Annotated in this window: 18 protein-coding genes; 8 read left to right on the top strand and 10 right to left on the bottom strand. The window is 36.5% G+C overall.

Annotated elements, in window-relative coordinates:
• The 5 genes from HBN50_RS14215 to HBN50_RS14195 form a co-directional block, all read right to left on the bottom strand.
• Positions 1–1131: a hypothetical protein gene (locus HBN50_RS14215; RefSeq protein ID WP_273871096.1), complete on the bottom strand. Its 1131-nt coding sequence runs from the start codon at positions 1129–1131 to the stop codon at positions 1–3.
• An 8-nt stretch (positions 1132–1139) separates the two neighbouring features.
• Positions 1140–2300 (bottom strand): cysteine desulfurase family protein, encoded by a 1161-nt coding sequence (locus tag HBN50_RS14210; protein WP_273871094.1) that lies wholly within the window; start codon positions 2298–2300, stop codon positions 1140–1142.
• Between the two features lie 23 nt (positions 2301–2323).
• Positions 2324–3430, bottom strand: coding sequence for a quinolinate synthase NadA (nadA, locus tag HBN50_RS14205; RefSeq protein WP_273871093.1), 1107 nt, complete (start codon positions 3428–3430; stop codon positions 2324–2326).
• Positions 3431–3440: 10 nt separating this feature from the next.
• Positions 3441–3761: a rhodanese-like domain-containing protein gene (locus HBN50_RS14200; protein WP_273871091.1), complete on the bottom strand. Its 321-nt coding sequence runs from the start codon at positions 3759–3761 to the stop codon at positions 3441–3443.
• 164 nt (positions 3762–3925) lie between these two features.
• On the bottom strand, positions 3926–5335 hold the full coding sequence (locus tag HBN50_RS14195; protein WP_273871089.1) for a hypothetical protein: 1410 nt from the start codon (positions 5333–5335) through the stop codon (positions 3926–3928).
• A gap of 324 nt (positions 5336–5659) precedes the next feature.
• On the opposite strand from HBN50_RS14195, the gene HBN50_RS14190 reads away from it, so the two are divergent.
• The 8 genes from HBN50_RS14190 (at position 5660) to HBN50_RS14155 (ending at position 13159) form a co-directional block, all read left to right on the top strand.
• On the top strand, positions 5660–6433 hold the full coding sequence (locus HBN50_RS14190) for a ParA family protein (protein WP_273871088.1): 774 nt from the start codon (positions 5660–5662) through the stop codon (positions 6431–6433).
• A 61-nt stretch (positions 6434–6494) separates the two neighbouring features.
• Entirely contained in the window at positions 6495–7382 is an 888-nt protein-coding gene (locus HBN50_RS14185; RefSeq protein ID WP_273871086.1) for a ParB/RepB/Spo0J family partition protein, read from the top strand.
• Between the two features lie 60 nt (positions 7383–7442).
• Positions 7443–9239, top strand: coding sequence for a DUF45 domain-containing protein (locus tag HBN50_RS14180; RefSeq protein ID WP_273871085.1), 1797 nt, complete (start codon positions 7443–7445; stop codon positions 9237–9239).
• Complete coding sequence (locus HBN50_RS14175) at positions 9229–9591, top strand: hypothetical protein (RefSeq protein WP_273871083.1); 363 nt, start codon at positions 9229–9231, stop codon at positions 9589–9591. Before HBN50_RS14180 ends, HBN50_RS14175 begins: the two co-directional genes overlap by 11 nt.
• 201 nt (positions 9592–9792) lie before the next feature.
• Positions 9793–10629 (top strand): hypothetical protein, encoded by an 837-nt coding sequence (locus HBN50_RS14170; protein WP_273871081.1) that lies wholly within the window; start codon positions 9793–9795, stop codon positions 10627–10629.
• A 169-nt stretch (positions 10630–10798) separates the two neighbouring features.
• Positions 10799–12058: a Glu/Leu/Phe/Val family dehydrogenase gene (locus tag HBN50_RS14165; protein WP_273871080.1), complete on the top strand. Its 1260-nt coding sequence runs from the start codon at positions 10799–10801 to the stop codon at positions 12056–12058.
• 170 nt (positions 12059–12228) lie between these two features.
• The gene (locus HBN50_RS14160; protein WP_273871077.1) at positions 12229–12519 is read left to right on the top strand and encodes a hypothetical protein; all 291 of its coding nucleotides are present in this window, start codon (positions 12229–12231) and stop codon (positions 12517–12519) included.
• An 85-nt stretch (positions 12520–12604) separates the two neighbouring features.
• Positions 12605–13159 carry a hypothetical protein gene (locus HBN50_RS14155; RefSeq protein ID WP_273871076.1) on the top strand — a complete coding sequence of 185 codons (555 nt, stop codon included), beginning with the start codon at positions 12605–12607 and terminating at the stop codon, positions 13157–13159.
• On the opposite strand, the gene HBN50_RS14150 is transcribed toward HBN50_RS14155, so the two are convergent.
• The 5 genes from HBN50_RS14150 to HBN50_RS14130 all read right to left on the bottom strand — a co-directional run bounded on the left by HBN50_RS14150 (position 13084) and on the right by HBN50_RS14130 (position 17636).
• Positions 13084–13572, bottom strand: coding sequence for a hypothetical protein (locus HBN50_RS14150; protein ID WP_273871073.1), 489 nt, complete (start codon positions 13570–13572; stop codon positions 13084–13086). The two genes, HBN50_RS14155 and HBN50_RS14150, sit on opposite strands and share 76 nt — an antisense overlap.
• A 144-nt stretch (positions 13573–13716) precedes the next feature.
• Positions 13717–15540, bottom strand: coding sequence for a hypothetical protein (locus HBN50_RS14145; RefSeq protein ID WP_273871071.1), 1824 nt, complete (start codon positions 15538–15540; stop codon positions 13717–13719).
• A 9-nt stretch (positions 15541–15549) separates the two neighbouring features.
• A complete protein-coding gene (locus HBN50_RS14140; protein WP_273871065.1) occupies positions 15550–16119 on the bottom strand; it encodes a hypothetical protein in 570 nt (189 codons plus the stop codon).
• Between the two features lie 13 nt (positions 16120–16132).
• Positions 16133–16840 (bottom strand): OmpA/MotB family protein, encoded by a 708-nt coding sequence (locus tag HBN50_RS14135; RefSeq protein WP_273871064.1) that lies wholly within the window; start codon positions 16838–16840, stop codon positions 16133–16135.
• 10 nt (positions 16841–16850) lie between these two features.
• A complete protein-coding gene (locus HBN50_RS14130; protein WP_273871062.1) occupies positions 16851–17636 on the bottom strand; it encodes a motility protein A in 786 nt (261 codons plus the stop codon).
• Positions 17637–17812: the final 176 nt, after the last annotated feature.

The raw sequence follows: 17812 nt of genomic DNA, 5'->3' as shown, positions 1-17812 counted from the left end.
TTAGGGCATGAATGGTAGTGAGTCTTCTTTGTATTTTCTTCCTAAAAATACTGCATCTGTCATTTTAAATTGATCGTCTTGAATTGCTTTGATTTTCTTTTGCGATTCATTGTTGTTTGCAATATGGCAATCTTCACTTGCTTTAAAAAATCGACGACAAAGTTTCGTTGGCGTGTGAATCTTTGTTTTTTCTGAGATAATTTTTTTAGAAACCGTATCGTAGAAGAGTTCTATTCTATTGATATACAGCCCATGTCCATTATTTTGAATGACGGGAATATTTTTATAAAACCCTATGCTATCAGTTGCATCAGTTCCAACAATGAGGTCAACTGCATTAGGAGGAAGTCTTTTAATCAGCTTTTTTAGTTCGTCACGACTTTCAGGGCATTCAAGTAGGCGATCGCTCTTATTATTCTTATAGGACTCTTTCGACTTACAATCCGTTTCAAAGTGAGCAAGAAGTATTGTTATATCTACTTTATTTTTATCAAAGAACTCTTTCGTCTTTAAAATACTGAGTACAGGGTCTTCAAAGTAGATACCTATCTTTTTTTGACGTTCATTCTTTTTGAAAGAAGTTGTTCCTAGAATTCCAATCTTGAGGCCATTCTTTGAAATGATTCGATGAGGAAGAAGGAAATCTTTTTCGATTGGTTTTGCTGTTTGGAGATCGATAATATTGCTGGAGACAAAAGGTATATCATAGTACTCAAGTGTACTTTGCTCACTCATTTCATTTTCAGTGAAAAGAACAGCATCAAAATCTAAATAGCGATAAAGATCAAGAACACGGGATTTCTTAAGAGAATTGTCATCGTGGTTATAGATAAAACCACCATCTAGAAGAACGAGTTGATCGTTATATCTTTTCTTAAGCGTTTCAATATAGAAGTTGAGGGCCTTTGCTCCTCCATTTCTAGTAATAAGAGTTGGAGCAATCTCTTCGCTCACACCCTCAAGGTGACCTTTAAATGAATTTGTTGAGGCCACGACAATTCGTCTATGAGTGAATTCTTGTTTTTGGTTTTTTGACCAATTCGGATGTGAGTAGGTCTGTTTTTGGATGTCGTCGTTTTGACAAGAAGCGGCCACAAGGGCCGCTAATATGAGAATTATTTTTTTAATCATAGAAGTTCTTAATAGCTCTTAATTTTCCCTAATTTTTCATAGGCCTTAGTAAGAGCATCAAGGATTTCGTCATAATATTCAAGTGGGGAACAAAGACCTAGGCTAATTCTAACAACACCACGACCAACTTCGTCAGTTACTCCCATCGCTTTGAGTACTTTACTTGTTACGGGTTCATTATCTGAACATGCAGAAGATGTTGTTACAAAAATATCCTGACTTTCTAACTCAATTTGGACAGCTTGTCCGTGAATCCCTGGAAAAGAAACATATGTTGTACTCGCTAGGCGAGGAGACTCTTTACCAATAATAACGACTTCAGGAAACTTCTCTGTAAGGGCCGCTTCAAATTCAAGTCTCTTTGAGTTGAGTGCTTCGATTTTATCTAGGTTCTTTTCAAAATTTTTAAGAGCAACAGCTAGAGTTTCATTTCCAATATAATTTTGAGTTCCACCTCTGTGACCTTTCTCTTGTCCACCACCAATAATGAGTGGTCTTAGAGATGTAGGGTCTTTAGCGAGAAGAATTCCGGCACCAGTAAGGGCCCCGAACTTATGACCTGATGTCACAGCATAGTCGGCACCAGATTTTTTGAAGTTAAAAATTGTTTTACCAATGTATTGAGTTGTATCACATAGAAATGGAACGTCGTGCTTATTACAAAGTTCAGCAACTTTCTCATAAGGCTGAATAATTCCCGTTTCATTATTTGCGGCCATGATGGCCACTAGACCTAATTCTTTCCCATAGTCAGCTAGCCATGATTCAAGTGCACTAAGATCAATAATTCCAGTATTGAGTGTTGGAAGAATTTTTGTTTCAACACCTTTATTGGCATAAGCCTTTGCCGAGTTGATAACGGCAGAGTGTTCAATCCCTGATACGATAACAGCTTTGATTCCAAGCTCTTGTGCATTGTCTAGGCACGAGTGAAAAACGTGGCTGATTCCTTCTGTGGCACCTGAGTTAAAGATCACTTGATTGTAATCAGCTCCAAGAACTTTTGAGCAGATACTTCTCGCATTCTCCATTCCCATTAGTGTTTTACTTCCAAGGTAGTGAATTGCATTTGGATTGGCATAAGGTCCGTCTTTTTTTAGACGTTCAATTAGATAATCCTTAACATCATCGCAAATGGGAGCACTTCCATTGTAGTCCGCATAAATCATTTTTTCCTCTCTCTCTCTTTAATTTATTGACTCAATTCTAGCATTTTATTTAAAGCAACAAGCGACGCTTTAGCCGTTTTCTCATCAACTTTAATAACATTTATTGGTTTATTTTCCTTGATCGCACGGAAACTGGCAAGGAGCCATCTCGGACGCACTCTGTACATCGTCGTACATAGGCATTGATAAGGAGAAAGTGATGTAATCTCTTTATCTGGAAATTTTTCGGCAAGACGGTTTACGAGATTAATCTCTGTTCCGACTGCCCATTTTGTCCCTGCCGGAGCATCTTTTATTTTGTTAATGATATAAGCAGTTGATCCATTGTCATCAGCAGCTTGAACTGTTTCAAAGTTACACTCCGGGTGAACGATAACAGTTGTCTCTGGTGAATTTTCTTTGATCGACTTTACTTGTGCGGCACTGAAGCCTTGGTGAACAGAACAGTATCCATACCAAAGAATTACTTTTGCCTTATCAACTTGCTCTGGAGTTAATCCACCATTAAGCATATTAGGGTTGTAAACAACCATGTCCTCAAGTGGAATACCCATTTCAAAACAAGTATTTCTTCCAAGATGTTGATCAGGGAAAAAGAGAAGCTTTTCACCTTCTTTAAATGCCCATTCAATAATGCTTTTAGCATTAGATGAGGTACAGATACTTCCACCATTTTCACCAACAAATGATTTAAGTGTGGCAGCACAATTGATATATGTAATAGGAACAATCTTTTCTTTTGTTGAAGTTGTTAGAAAGTTCCAGGCCTTATCGATTTCTTGTCTATTGGCCATATCGGCCATTGAACAACCAGCATTCATATCAGGAAGGATGACTGTTTGATCATCTGTTGTAAGCATGTCCGCAGTTTCTGCCATAAAGTGAACCCCACAAAAAACGATATAGGGTTTATCTAGATTGGCTGCATCTTGAGCAAGCTTGAGTGAGTCACCTGTGACATCTGCAAATTGAATGACATCATCTTGCTGATAGTGGTGACCAAGAACAACGACTTGATCTTTCAATTCTTCTTTTATTTTCTTTAACTCTACAATTACTTCCTCATCAGAGAGCTCTTCCTTAGAAATAATTGGTAGGTGGTCATCTTTTTCATTAAAAAGATCTAGCATGAGTTGGTCCTTATTTTACGATTTCAAATCCGTTTTCTTGCCAAGCAAGAATTCCACCTTCGAGGTTTGTGAGATCCTCATAACCTTGCTCCATAAGAAACATACAGGCATTCATTGATCTCTTTCCTGAACGACATTGCATAATGATTTTTGCATCTTTACTTGGAAGTTCTGATTCGAATAGTTCTTGAAAGCGTGAGAGAGGAACAAATTTTGCTTCTTTAATATGGCCCGCGTCCCATTCATCTTGTTCACGACAGTCTACAAGAAGAAGGTTTTCGTTAGTATCGATTAGCTTTTTTAATTCAACAACGTCCATTGAGTTAATCATGGAATTCCCCTTTTTATTTGTTAGTTGAGCCTTTAATAAATACCTTTTTTCCGGCTCTGTCCAGAAGACTTGCGCCTTAGTATTTATGGGCATTCTAACACTAAAAAGGAAGAGAGAATTTGACGCTGGTCAAAAAGAAGCTCTTTTCTAACTATTTAATATTTTTAGAGTTCTTTGAATAGTTCTTGGTAAATGCTGTAGGCCAATTCGCTATCGCTCATAGACTTTCCTTCTACAACTTTACGGCATAGCTTTTCAAAGGCAAGAGACTGTTCTTTGTCGGTAATCCAGTAAGGGCGATCCAAAGTTCCACCACGTCTTAGATCTTCAATTTGGCACTTCTCATTTTTAATTTTTGAAGAGAGAAGTTTCGTCATCTTAGTGATGAGTGTTTCTGTATTCTTTTGAAAGAAGTTCTTTTGAAGGTCATCTGAAATGTTGATTGTCGAAAGAGCATTGACCTCGAAGCCAAGCATGTCCTGATAGAGGTAAGAAAGTTCATCCTCTTTCTCTTTAAGAGCGAGTTTTACAATTTCTCTTTTGGTACAGTTTTGAATATCTTTTTTTGTGAAGTAGTTTGGGCGTGCTAAATAATGCCCAATCTCCGCAGAACAAAGAGGTCTTTGGATTTGCGATATCTCAAAATCAGATGGGATCATTTGTTCGATATCATCGAGGACAGTGTGGTCATCACAGCTTTTCTCGTTGGTAAATTCTGCGCCATAAAAAACACTATATTTAATGAAATCATATTTATCTTTAGATGTGTAATAGAGGTGCCATGGGTTATAGCGATACGTCGCCACAGATTCTGCAAAGTCCTCTGATACGTTTGTTGTTGCATAAATCGAAACAAAACTCTCTTGATTAAAATCAAAAATACCCCAAGGAGAAAGACTTTCCCAATAAGAACTGTAGGCTAGATCCATTTCATATGAAAAATTGTGTCCGAACTCATGAAAAGCGACATAGGTCATGAAGTCATCACTAGTCTTTTCCCACGGATCGAAGAATTCAATTGATGCATTAGCAAAGACAACGGACTCCTCTTTTGGATTGGGAGATCGGTGGTAGCCAGGAATGACTCCCCTTAAATATCGATTGATTCTCTTTCCTGAAAAGAGAGGAACCATTCTTGAAGGAATTGCGAGAAGCGCAACAAGAACGCGATCAATTTCACGATCATTGAAATGTTCACCCTTGTCTGTGAAAGCATAAGGAGATGGATTGAGTCCATAGATCCCGCGAATATAGGCACTCTTAAGGCCAACATCTCCAGGAAATAATTCTTTAAGGGCACAAAAAACTTTTTTACATTCTGATCCCTGGCCGTGATCTTCTTGAAGCTCCTCTTCTACGAGCTTTCTACCTGGAGCTCTTCTCGTGACGAGCTCTCTAAAAGTATCAATAAGAAATTTATTTTCATTTTCAAATGTGTAGGAAAAGACCTGGGACTTTTTAACGAGAGTGTTATCGACACTGATAAGCTCATCTTTCATTTGAGTTAGTGTTGGGACCTCTTTTACGCAAATAGCATTTCTAACCTGTTCATCAGTTGCTCCGTTCCAGTCCATAGCGAAAGAATTGAGAGAAAATAAAGAGGTAAGGAGTACTAAAGTCGGTTTGTTCAAAGAGGCTCATCCTGTATAAATTGATGCCAGATAATGCCATGGTCTTGAAAAAGCAGGGCTATTTTTGGAAAAATTACAGAGATTTAGCCCATCTAAGAGGTTGAAAGCCTCCGTTTTGCGAGAATTAGCTAGAAATTGTTGAATAGCTCGTAAGAATCTAAAAAAAGGTGATTTTTTCCCATTGATTATTTTGACGTTCCGTGTGGATGGTCCTACACTTTTTGGTAGGGACAACTAGATCAAGTGTGATCTTTGAAGGAGTGATTCATGGAAGTTATCACAGTCGCCAACAACAAAGGTGGTGTTGGTAAAACAATGCAGTGCTATCAATTAGCCTGCCACTTGGCCAATAAGGGAAATAGAGTTCTCGTTATTGACCTAGATTCTCAAGCAAACTTATCTTCAACATTCAATGTTCATATTCACAGAACACTTATTCCTGAGTGGTTAATTGGTGATGTGCCTATTGAAGATGTGATGGTTCCATCAGAAGGTTCTGAGGAATTTCACAAGAATATTACTTTAATTCCATCTTCTCGCCATATGGCGAACCTCTCTAAGCTTCTGATTCTTTCAGAGGGTGAAATTAGAAAAGAGGCAGGAAGAAAAGAGCGTCTTATGAGAAAGAGACTTGTACACGCTCAAGGAATGTTCGACTACGTTGTCATTGATACTCCTCCAATGCTTGGAGATGAGTTGATTATGGCACTTGTCGCTTCAACAAGAATTCTGATTCCTACGCAAGCTCAAGACTATTCTATTGATGGTCTAGAAGAGCTTATGGATACTTTTGAAATTATCAAGGAAACTGAAAATCCAGGCCTTGAATTTTCAATTATTCCATCAATGGTTAATACAAGAAGAAAGATTGAAAGACAGAGAATGGAAGAGCTGGCGCAATCTTTTAACATTACTCCTCCGATTAGAAACTTGGTTCAGATGCAAGAGTCAATCTCGCTTAAGAAGCCAATTTGTCGTATGGGTAAGAAGTCTCGTGGTCACCAAGATTATGACAGACTTTGGCATTCTCTAGGACTTTAAGTCCTAGGGAATAATTGTTAATAACTAAGAAAAATATTTCACAAGGAAGTGGAGATATAATATGGCGAAGAATTTTGCTCCTCGTGTTTCTAAGAGACAGAGAAAAGTTATCGATATGTCGGATAAACTTTCTCGCGATCTTTTTCAACTTTCAGACGAGAGACTCCTTAAAGGAGCTAAACTCGATGAAATTAAGCTTAAAGATATTTATGTAAAAGAACAGGTTAGAACTAAGTTCAATGATAGTTCAATCAAAGAACTAGCCGCTAACATTAAAGTTAACGGACTGATTCAACCGCTCGTTCTTCATAGAGACAGTACTGGAAAAATGACTCTTATCTGTGGTGAGAGACGTTTCCGTGCAATGAGCTCTATTGATATGGAAAAATGTCCTTGTTTCATTCTTGATAACAAGTCAGAAGAAGAGCTTATGGCGATTCAGTTCTCTGAGAACTCTTCGCGTGAAGCTCTTCACTACATTGATAAGGCCGATGGAATTTTAAACTATCAAAAAGCAACAAAAGCTAGTGAGAGAAAAATCCAAGCGGCACTTGGAATTTCTAAATCAGAAGTTCACCGTTCACTTCTCATTGCTAAAATGCCTAAGAAGCTAAAAGAAGCTGCAAAGGAATTTAACATTGAAAAGTATGTTCTTTTAGAGTTTGATGCTCTTGATAAGGGTGCCTTTAAAACGAGCATGCAAAAAAAGATTCTTGCTGGAGAAGTGACTAAGAGAAGTCAGCTTAAAAAGGCCATTAAAACAGGTGTTGTTTCTGCTGGTACAGCTAAGAAGAAAGTCACTAAGAAGAAGGCCATGCCAAAAGGTCTTACTGCAGCAGCTTTTCTAAAAGCGATGCAATCTAAGCAAAAAGACATGAATCTCGATAAAGAGACAAAGAAATTGCTTAAAACTCTAGTGGAAGAGACAAAAGAAATCGTCGATCTATAAAAAAGGGGCTTTCGGGCCTCTTTTTTTTATTTATTTCATAGTTTTACCGATAAATTAGCTATGAAGTATCTTTTAATCCCGTTATTTTTCACAATTTTCTCGACTTATTCTCAAGAAGAGATGCTCTACGATATTCAAACTGATCCAATGAATACTTTCTCGCAAATGATGGAGGCCCTGGAGTTAACTCCTCCTGCCGATATTACTTGTAATGATCTTGCTAAGATTAATTTTAAAAAGAGAGCGCACTTTAAAAATAAACCTACAAATACTTGTGATTGGAAAAAACTCTGTCGCGTTTTTAAAAAAAATGAAGGGGGACTAACTCTTTATCAAAACTCTAAAGGCGAGAAGGTCATGAGTTTGAAAAGCGATGAAGTAAGAAAAGAGATTTTTAATTGTGCCACAATTTTAAAAACTCCTGAACCAGAAATGTCCGTAGTTGATATGAATATTCACAATACATACATAGCTAAAGTTCAAGGTTTTATTATTGGAGATATAATGAACGATAGTATGAGTGATGATGCTATTGTTCAAAAAGCTAGACGATATGCTCCTGAAATTCCTGTTGAAGAATTTAAAAAATTGGTGAAAAACCAAAGGTCTTGGTTGAATTATGAAAGAGAACTAATAAATCAAAAGAGAAAGGAATTTCTAGCTCTTCCAAAAAGTCAAAGGATGCAATTTGTCTCAAATAAGCCCTTTCTATTGGAGTTAATGCCACTTCCTCTAGAGATTATGGAAGAGTTAAACGATGAATATGATCGTAAGGAACAGAGAACAATAAATATTTTTAAAGATGTAAAAAAAGATTTAATTGAAATTGTTGAGAAGTCCTATGACAAGAAGAATCCTTCGTACGAAGTTGTTCTAGAGAGATTAAAAACGATTCGTTATGAGAAGAAAAACTTTATCGAGTTTTTAGGAACAACAGATTGTTTTTCTCCAAATGCTTCATATATGCCTAACAGACATAGCATACAAATTTGTCCTCAGCTAATGAGTACTCCAACTGAAATGATTGCAACAGTTGTTGCCCACGAACTTGCTCACTCTATCGATCCTTGTTCTCTGATCGCACCTTTAATGAGTGCCAAGGTAAAAGATATCGAAAGTTATGATAATCGTGATTATGGTGGTGATCTTGAAGATGATGATGTTGCTTATTTTCTCGATGTAGACTTGTATCATCACTATGGTGGAAATAAGCGTCTCGGCTTTAAACCAAATATGAGTCCAGGGTTTACGGCCAGTGAATCAATCTTTAAAGACGAGGTACAGTGTTTAGAGAAGTATGGAACAACAAATATTCGAACAAACCCTAAGCATTATGTTAAGGCCTATCTCAATGAAGGGCATCGTTACTTGGAAAAACAGGCGAAAGATTTTATGACCCCATTTGTTATGGATGAACTAGAAATATCCAAAAAGAAATTAAATGACCCTAGATCATTTGAGCTTTTAAGACATTGTACAATCATGCAGGGTTATCATGCTGAAGGAGGGGAGGTCTTTAGTGATCTTCTCGCTTCAAAAGTTTTGGCCAAGAGAATGAAAGAATTACCACTAGCTCAAAGAAGAGAGAAAACTTTTGAAGGAATTTCTTTTTTCGCTTCTGCTGCATGTGATGATTTGGAATTTGAAAAAACAAATCAAGCTCTACCAAAGGCCTGCGAAGTGAAGTTTGATAAAGTCGAAAAGTCTCTTTGGCAAAAAATTGAAAGTGTATTCTATGATACAAATGAAAGTCCTCATCAAAGCCATAAATGTCGCGTGAAAGATATGTTTATGAAAAATCCAGATATCGCGAGCAATTTTGGTTGTGCTCCAAGTGGAGAGTATTGTGGGAATTAAAAAAATAATTTTCTTTTTATCAATGATCTCGCTTTCAGCAAATGCAATAGAGGGAATAACCTATAAGATGACAACGATAAACCGCATAGGTCAAAAAGAGAATTTTCTTATTAACCGCTCTCAAAAGGGCGTACTTTTTAATCAAAGTAATCTTGGTTTGACCGGTCTTTATCGCTTTTCCTTTCTCTTTTCAAAGCTTGAAAACTTCAAAGAAAAGAACATTAAAAAGTGCCATGAGGGAGATTTCTTTCTTTCAATAGCCAATAAGAAGAGCGTTGAAAATTATCGCTCTTGCCTTGAAGATTCCAAAGTGAGAGAGATTTTAAGCGAATTCTATAAGAAGAAGCCTTAGCCTTTTACTCGGCCAATGGACATTCTGACTGGGATTTTGTCCAAAAGCCTTTTAATTTCTTACTTTCACCCCGAAAATAGTGAAAATCCTTCCGGCCGGCGATGGAAATGTCTAAAAGTTGATAAAATACTAGAGCTGGCATCACGCTTGCACTCTATTTACGTGAGAGAGAACAAATGATCGTAAATAGGGGAGTAAACGATGGATAATAAGACAAAAAAATTTACACTGTGTCGAAAGTTTAGACAGTATGTATGTCTTGGGTCTTTTATTGTCTCAATTGCACCATCTGCATGTTTTGCTGGGGACAAGAATATCGAGTTACTCAAATCATTCAATCCTAATTATAAAGTTCAAGACAGAAGCCCAGATAACTACGTTCCAAATGTAGAGGTTCAAACGATTCCAGAGAGAAAGAAAAGTGTTCTTGAATATGTCTTTGTAGAAGATAGAGCGGGAGTTCTCGTTGATATGAGAAACACTCTTCAAAGATGGGACGAAACAAATGAATATGCAAAAAACTGGAACCTCGATACGACTGGTCTCTACGATATTAAAGATCGTGAGGATAGAGTTAAATATGTGAATCAAAAGATTTTAAAATATCTTGATAAGAGAGTTTCTGGAGAAGTGAAGCAGGCCAAAGAGGGAAGTACTCTTCACCGTGTTGGACAGATTCAAAAATCTTTAAAACCTCAGACAAATGTTGCTATCGCCAGTAATGTGAAATTAAAAGTAAAGGCGAGAGTTCTTCAGGGAAAAACATTTATTTTTGTCGATAATCCTTATTTTGATAATAAGACAACTGTTTCATTAACAGGAAAAGTTAAGCTTGAAATGGGGAAGCGTTTTGATAAGGCCAAGCTCGAAGCAAAAACTTATTACAATGTTAATGAGGGAGAGTGGGTTGCTTATGTTGATAAGGAACTTTGGAGCAACACGATTGGTCGAGTTAGTTCGACACAGTCTGATAAAGACCTTCTCTTTTCTGGACCAGCTGATAAGAAAGTTGAGCTCCTTTTTAACAAACCATTTTAGTAAATTAAATGACCACCATTCATCAATAAAATTAGGCGGAGATTTCTTCGCCTTTTTTGTTGTGCGTCTTCAAAAAGTAACCGGTAGGATATTTTCCCCTATCCATCAGAAAATTTTAGCAGTAAATTAGTCTATATGTATGTTGTAAATGCTTAAGTGGGAGCGACTTATGAGTCTATTCGAAAGTCCGTTATACAAAGATTCCCTTAAAATCTTAGAGACTGCTTCTGAGGTAATGGGGTTGGATCCAAACATTCTTGAAAGGCTAAAATACCCTAAAAGGGCCCTTCAAGTTGCAGTTCCAATTAGACTAGATGACGGGACAGTAAAAACATTTCAAGGTTACAGAGTTCAACACAACATGACTCTTGGACCAGGTAAGGGGGGGCTACGTTACCACCCTAAAGTTGATCTATCTGAAACAGCGGCCCTAGCTATGCTTATGACTTTTAAGTGTGCGCTTGTTGGTCTACCTCTTGGTGGAGCAAAGGGTGGTATCTGTGTAGATCCAAACGAACTTTCTCGTCAGGAGCTTCAGTCTCTGACAAGAAGATTTGCTACAGAAATTAGTATGGTTATCGGACCAAATAGTGACATCCCAGCTCCAGATATTGGAACTGATGGACAAACTATGGCCTGGTTCATGGATACTTATTCTCAGCTAAAAGGTTATACAGTTCCTGGTATCGTTACAGGGAAGCCAATTACTGTTGGTGGTTCTCTAGGACGTGCTGAGGCGACAGGTAAAGGTGTTGCTTTCTGTGTTAACTTCGCAGCTCAGAAACTAAATATGACTGTTGGACCAGAGATGAAAGTTGCAATTCATGGTTTTGGTAAAGTTGCTATTCCAGCAGCTCAAGATCTAAAAGCACAAGGTGCAAAAATTGTAGCTGTTTCTGACGTTTCAGGAGCTATCTATGATCCTGAGGGTCTAGATATTGATAAAGCTGTTGAGTGGACTAGTAGAAGAAAGTTCCTTAAGGATCTTCCTGGTGTTCAACTTATTTCAAACGAAGAGCTTCTAGCTCTAGATGTTGATGTTCTTATTCCAGCAGCGATTGACGGTGTTGTAACTAAGAAAAACGCTGACAATGTAAAAGCAAAGATTGTTGCTGAAGGTGCCAACGGACCTCTAACTAAGGAAGCGATTGAAATTATCTCTGCAAAGGGTGGATTCATTATTCCTGATATTCTTTGTAACGCTGGTGGTGTTATTGTTTCTTACTTTGAATGGGTTCAAGGACTTCAGAATTTCTTCTGGGATCTTGATGAAATCAATAAGAGACTTCACAACATTCTTAAAGATTCTTTCGAAAATGTTTATGAAGCACACAAAGAATATGATGTTGATATGAAAAAAGCAGCATTCATTTGTGCCTTTAGAAGACTCGAAAGAGCGATGAGACTGAGAGGACTCTTCCCATCGTAAAAATCTTCTTTATTCTTTTAATTTCAATAGGCCCTGCGGTAGCTAAGATTTCGTCTTATTTACCTCAGGGCTTTTTTCAAACAAAACATTCCTTTGAAAAAGTCTGTAGTTTTTCTGGCTATAAGAACAATCTGATCATTGATGTTATTAACTCTAAAACTCTCGATTGTATGGGAAGGTCTGTCGATACCAATCTCTACTGTGATAATGAAAAAAAGCAGGGACTTTTAAGAGCAAAAGTTGATAGAAAGAACAAACTTGTTCTTTGTGAGTATGCTCAAATTCTTAGAATCAAGCTTCAATGTGACAAAAGAGATGAAAAACTTTGTCAGAAGGCCAATGATGGATGTTTAAGGTTGAAAAATATTATGGCCCGAGGGCTAAGTCTAAACCATGCTTCTCTCGTGGATAAGCAACTCAATTGCTATTACTCATTAGAACAAGATCAAAAACTGAAATAGATATTTTATAGCATGACATAAATTAAGAGTTTCAATCTTTTTAAATTGATTAGTCTTTGCTTCGTTACTTCACTGGAGGTGAAGTATGCAAGCGTGTTTAAAGTCTATTGTGCCATCGTTTGGAAAGAGAAACGTTATTGATCTCTTTGGATATACAACTAAGGGAATTCCTGGAGTGGATATTATTGGTCTAGGAAAAAGAGGAAAAGTTTTAAAGGAAAAAAATAATTTCATTACTCGCTCAATGCAGATTCAAATTCCTATGCGTCGATACGTCCTTTGCTTTGATGATGAAAGATTGCTAGAGCTTGGAAATGAAGAATTTAAATTACTAGAGTTACCTGTTCTCATTCTCTTTTGGTCATTAGCAGGAGTCGTTCCAATAAAGAATTTAGAAGATTGCATTTGTAGCGGAAAATTTGATGTGAGAGGGCAGATTACCTGCATAGATCCAGAAGAGTTCAATCTACTCGAACATGAAAAATATAAATGGATTACTTCTAAGAGGATGGAGAGTGAAGATTATCACATTCTTCCTATTGAAGACTTACTTGAGGCTAGTTTTCAAACTTCCACGCCTTTGATGTATTCCTCAAGTGCAATAAGTACTCCTGTATCAAGGGCTTCAATTAGTTCTTGAACGAGTGAAAGTTCATGAAGATCAAGCGGGTTAGGAACTTTTTTAAAGCGGTATTCTTGAATTGTTTCAAAGAATGGAAGTTCTGAAATACCAATCTGATCATGATTTCTTGCATCTACTCGTTGTTTGTAGGCCTTAGTGAGCTTTTGAAGTTTAATGAGATCATCGCGATCTTTTTTGTAGCGGAGAATGAGGAATTTTATAATATCTCTTGGCTTTTCATCGATCTCTTCTTTATTTAAGGATTCTAATTTTTCGATAAGTTCTGTGCGAGTGAGATTAAATGAGACGGAGCTGAAGTCATCAGTTAGGGCCAAATGATTTGAAAATGAATCACCCGTTTTATAGAGAAATTTAACGATGGCCTTAGGCCTAACTTCCATTATCTTTTCGAGTATTGTTGTGTCTTCCATAATAACTCCTATACAAGGAGATTATGCAAAATTTAATTATTTAAAGGTAGGTAATATTTATTGATAATCAGAGAAAGTCTTATGACTTCCTCTGATTATCGATATTTAACTTTGGATTATTAGGAAAAATAAATATTAAATTTTTTAGAGTGAGACAAGTTTTCTCAGTTGATTTGACGATTTTAATTCTCCCTTGTTGTACATACAATCAAGAGAGATAACTTGAGCTAGTTTTATGTAACTCTTATCATCAATGATAGATGCCCAATCTCTTGTTCCTTTTAAAGTATCTTTGCATCTACCATTAAAGAAGAGGTAATTAAGCTGCTTAATTTTTGCAACTCGTTCCATATTATCTTGGTTATTTGCAGAGAGTGTTTCTGTCATGTCATCAAAAGTAATTTTAGCTTGATTTAATGCCTTCGTATAAATAGGAGAGAGCTCTGCCTCAAGATTCTTACCATCACTAGCAGAGAATTTAAGTCCTCTAACATAATTCAAATCATCGTAAACAGCATAGAGGTCTCGTTCATTGTGATGATCAAAAATAAGGGCAATCTTGCTGATCGCTGAATCTTTTACTTTCGTATAATAACTTTCAAAAACATCACCTGTCGTTGTTTTATTGAGAATTGGAAGGCTGAGATTGATGTCCGCAGAACTATCCATATTCACAGCAGTTAATAATCTTGTCAGTTGATCGTTATTAATTTGAGTGAGTACAAAAAAGAGAATGATTCCTGCCACGGCCACTGTTTTTACAAATTCTAGGCCAAAATTCAAAAAGAAAGATCCAATGAATAAGGCCTTCTTCTTTTCGAGTAGATCAAGTTTATCGAGTTTATCAAGTACTTTCCACTCATCACTTGTGAGAGACTCTTTTAGTTGAGCAAGCTTTTCTAATTGTGCAAGCTCTTGTAGATTCTCTAGTGAGTTAAGGTTATTAAGAGATTCGAGTTTTTTAAGTTGTTCTAGTTTTCCAAGATCTTTTAATTCAACGAGATGCTTAAGCTCTGTTAAGTGCTCCATCCCTGCGAGTTTATCGAGGTTAGAAAGCATTGAAAGGTTTTCTAGTCGATCTAGCTTGAGAAGTTTTTTTAACTCTTGCAGATTATCGAGTTTATCTAAATCTTCGAGTCTGTCGAGGTGTTTAAGCTTTTCAAATTTATGCCCTTCTTTTTCAAGAGTTTCATAGAATTTATCAAGACGATCAAGCTCTGTTAAACCGTCAATTTTCTCTAGCTGAACGAGAAGGGAGAGCTTTTCAAGATGATTCAAACTCTCTAGGTTATCTAGCTTTTCTAGATTATCTAATTTGCTAAGATTTTCAAGTTGAACAAGGTTTTCAAGAGAATCAAGACGAGTAAGAAAGCTAAGATTTGTTAAGGCCTTGAGTTCTTTGAGTCTGTTGAAACCTTCAATTGCAATATCAAGGTCTTCTTTAAGGGCAGGAATTAGTTCAAGCTTCTTTAAAGACTTTAGATTTGATAAATTTTGTAGTTCTTGAAGATTATCTAGCTTTTCTAGTTCTAGGAGCTGTCCAAGGTTATTAAGAGCATCAAGGTTTTCAAGAAGTGAAAGTTGATCAAGTTTTCCAAGTTCAACGAGATCTTTTAAATTCTCAAGAGAGTCGAGCTTCTCGAGGCTTGTCAGTTTCTCTAGTTGCTCGAGCTTTTCCATGACTGAAAGTTTTTCAAGATGAGTTAGATTTTTTAGATTTTCTAGTTTTGTTAGCTCTTGTAATCCTTCAAGCATAGAGAGGTCTTTCAATCCCGAGAGAACTTGAAGTTTCTCTAGTTCTTCAAGATGATCGAGTCGATCTAAGGAGTCTAGTTTTTTTAAACCTTCTAGTGAGGAGAAATCGAATTTGGACTGAATCTCTTTGAACTGTTCAATTGAATCTTTAAGATCAGTTGAGAGCTCATAAAGGTCATAGAATTCATTTCTTTTTTCTGCTAGATTACTCATAGGACATCCTCACTGCTGTTGCAGTTCTATTTTACTCGTTTCTATCGAATTAATTTTTCTTTGTATTTGTTCAAATCTATTCTTTAGTTCTGGATTGCTCATTAAAGAGTCTGATTGATTTTCAAATAGAGAGAAATCTGCCTTTATCTTGGCAACTTCTTTTTTTACATAGGGGCCAAGAAAAGGAATGAGAACAATATCTAAAAATGTAATGCCGTTTCGACTCACTTGTATTTCTGAAAGATGGCCCAAAAGAATAACTGTGTTTTCAAAATAGAGGAGTTTGGAGAAAGCTAATTCAAATCCTTCTTTTGCTTGAAACTCGTCTCTTTTTCTCAAGCCATTAAGTGCATCAAAGATCTTCGGAATATCTCTTGGTGATGCCAAGGACATAACTTTTCCAATATCTCTTCTAAAGCACTCTTGATAGTAGATTTTCTCACTATCACTAGGACAATTCTTTCTAATTGCTGAGTCAGAATATCTCTTCATATAAAGATCTGCTTCAGTTGAAACAAATTTGTTATAGAGATACGTTCCGCCAAAACTGAAGGTAATAAAGACGAAAAGAAATTTCAAAAGTTTGTTAAAATTATTCATCGAAATAAATACCTAGTCCAAATTTAATCTTTTTCGCTTCTGTTTTTGGTTCAACAACTTTAATCACAACTCTTCTATTGATTGCGAGGTTTTCTTCAATCGGCTCACCCTTATCATTTGCATTTGGAGCAAGAGGTTGAGTATCACCTTTTGTAAGTGCAACAAGTTTTTGTGGGTTGAAACCGAAGTATTCGAATCTTGCTAGTACTCTTGAAGATCTAAGTGCCGCTAATTCCCAAGAGGAATTTACATTTACAAGTTCTCTATGTTCAAAGGCATCACTATGACCTTCGATGATAACTTTAAAGGATGGATCTCTCGTTCGGATAATATCAATAAGAGTATCAAGAGCAGGAAGAATCTCATCACTTAAGTCTGCACTCTTTTTGTCAAAGAGAATACTACTTGAAAAAGTAATTGCGAGTTCAGAATCTGTAAGCGTAATCTTTGCTTTCTTTTTAAGTTCTGGGTGTCTTGCAATTTCTTCTGAAATTTCAGAGAGCTTAATATCAGAACTTTTAAATTGTCCTTTATTGAAGGCCTTTGAAAGCTCTTTTGCTTTTTTATTAAAGCCAGCTGGATCATAGTTAGCAAAGGCCATCATGAGGATAAAGAAACACGCAATAAGCGTCATCATATCCGCATAACTTACTAACCACGCATCTCCATTTTCTTCTTCTTGTTGTTGTTTCTTTGCCATTCTCTAGTCCTTAAGCTGTGGCGTTTTTCCAATCTAATCTTTCTTCTGGAACAAGGAACGAGTTAAGTTCTTCTGCAACGAGAATTGGGTTAGATTTTTTTAGAATATGCTTTACACCTTCTAAAATAATTTCATCTTTAACTTCCATCTGACGTGTGATTTCTTCTACGTTTTCGCCAATTGGAATAACGACAAGGTTAGCGATAATAACACCGTAGAGAGTTGTAATAAGACAAACTCCCATGGCCGGACCAATAGACTTCATGGCATCAGCACCACCAAGGTTTGCTAGAAGTACGATCATTCCAATAGTCGTTCCCATCATTCCAAAAGCTGGTGGAAATTTCCCAAGAGACTTAATCTTTTTTACATCTACTGTTCTGATTAAGCTCATTTGGTCTGCTCGTTGTCTAAGAATATCGATAATTTTATCTTTCTCTAGAACACCATCTCCAATCATCTCCATGGCCTCTTTTAGGAATGGATCTTCTGCTTTAGAAACAAGACTTTCAAGAGCTTCGCCGGAGCGGTAGGCTTCACAGATTTTCATAATATCTTTGATGACCGATGCTGTATCGACCATTTTCCCTTTCAGGAAATTGCTAAAAAAGATTTTGAAAAGAGAACCAAGTTTATTTAATTGAAAGGCCACTGAAGCTGCAGCAAATGTTCCACCAAGAACAATAAAAAGTGATGGGCCGTCAAAAAAGATTTTTAAGTCAGATGAAGAAAGCCTAAGTCCTGCAAATAGAACTGCAGCAGATAGGATTAATCCAATCAAAGAAAATATATTCACATTGTCCTCCGTGTATTGAATGCTTTTCGCTACATATATCGGGAAGATAATTGAATTCTTTATAAATTCTCGTAATTTATTTCTTTTTTTCTAAAGCACAACGATTTGTGGCTATAAAACTTTAAATTGATGGATAAATTGAAGAAATGTTTCAAGAGTTATGGTCAAAAATTTCC

The sequence above is a fragment of the Halobacteriovorax sp. GB3 genome (genome assembly GCF_028649655.1).
In the GTDB taxonomy this organism is placed as follows: domain Bacteria; phylum Bdellovibrionota; class Bacteriovoracia; order Bacteriovoracales; family Bacteriovoracaceae; genus BSW11-IV.
The sequence above is the reverse complement of the archived record's forward strand: the minus strand, read 5'-3'. Positions and strand labels throughout refer to the sequence as shown.

Excerpts from the sequence above, each read along its gene's own strand:
- HBN50_RS14210 (WP_273871094.1), bottom strand. The coding sequence starts at position 2,300 with ATGATTTATGCGGACTACAATGGAAGTGCTCCCATTTGCGATGATGTT.
- HBN50_RS14200 (WP_273871091.1), bottom strand. The coding sequence starts at position 3,761 with ATGATTAACTCAATGGACGTTGTTGAATTAAAAAAGCTAATCGATACT.
- HBN50_RS14160 (WP_273871077.1), top strand. The coding sequence starts at position 12,229 with ATGGGAAGGTCTGTCGATACCAATCTCTACTGTGATAATGAAAAAAAG.
- HBN50_RS14190 (WP_273871088.1), top strand. The coding sequence starts at position 5,660 with ATGGAAGTTATCACAGTCGCCAACAACAAAGGTGGTGTTGGTAAAACA.
- HBN50_RS14170 (WP_273871081.1), top strand. The coding sequence starts at position 9,793 with ATGGATAATAAGACAAAAAAATTTACACTGTGTCGAAAGTTTAGACAG.
- HBN50_RS14215 (WP_273871096.1), bottom strand. The coding sequence starts at position 1,131 with ATGATTAAAAAAATAATTCTCATATTAGCGGCCCTTGTGGCCGCTTCT.
- HBN50_RS14145 (WP_273871071.1), bottom strand. The coding sequence starts at position 15,540 with ATGAGTAATCTAGCAGAAAAAAGAAATGAATTCTATGACCTTTATGAG.
- HBN50_RS14155 (WP_273871076.1), top strand. The coding sequence starts at position 12,605 with ATGCAAGCGTGTTTAAAGTCTATTGTGCCATCGTTTGGAAAGAGAAAC.
- HBN50_RS14150 (WP_273871073.1), bottom strand. The coding sequence starts at position 13,572 with ATGGAAGACACAACAATACTCGAAAAGATAATGGAAGTTAGGCCTAAG.
- HBN50_RS14180 (WP_273871085.1), top strand. The coding sequence starts at position 7,443 with ATGAAGTATCTTTTAATCCCGTTATTTTTCACAATTTTCTCGACTTAT.
- HBN50_RS14135 (WP_273871064.1), bottom strand. The coding sequence starts at position 16,840 with ATGGCAAAGAAACAACAACAAGAAGAAGAAAATGGAGATGCGTGGTTA.
- nadA (WP_273871093.1), bottom strand. The coding sequence starts at position 3,430 with ATGCTAGATCTTTTTAATGAAAAAGATGACCACCTACCAATTATTTCT.
- HBN50_RS14185 (WP_273871086.1), top strand. The coding sequence starts at position 6,495 with ATGGCGAAGAATTTTGCTCCTCGTGTTTCTAAGAGACAGAGAAAAGTT.
- HBN50_RS14195 (WP_273871089.1), bottom strand. The coding sequence starts at position 5,335 with ATGGACTGGAACGGAGCAACTGATGAACAGGTTAGAAATGCTATTTGC.
- HBN50_RS14165 (WP_273871080.1), top strand. The coding sequence starts at position 10,799 with ATGAGTCTATTCGAAAGTCCGTTATACAAAGATTCCCTTAAAATCTTA.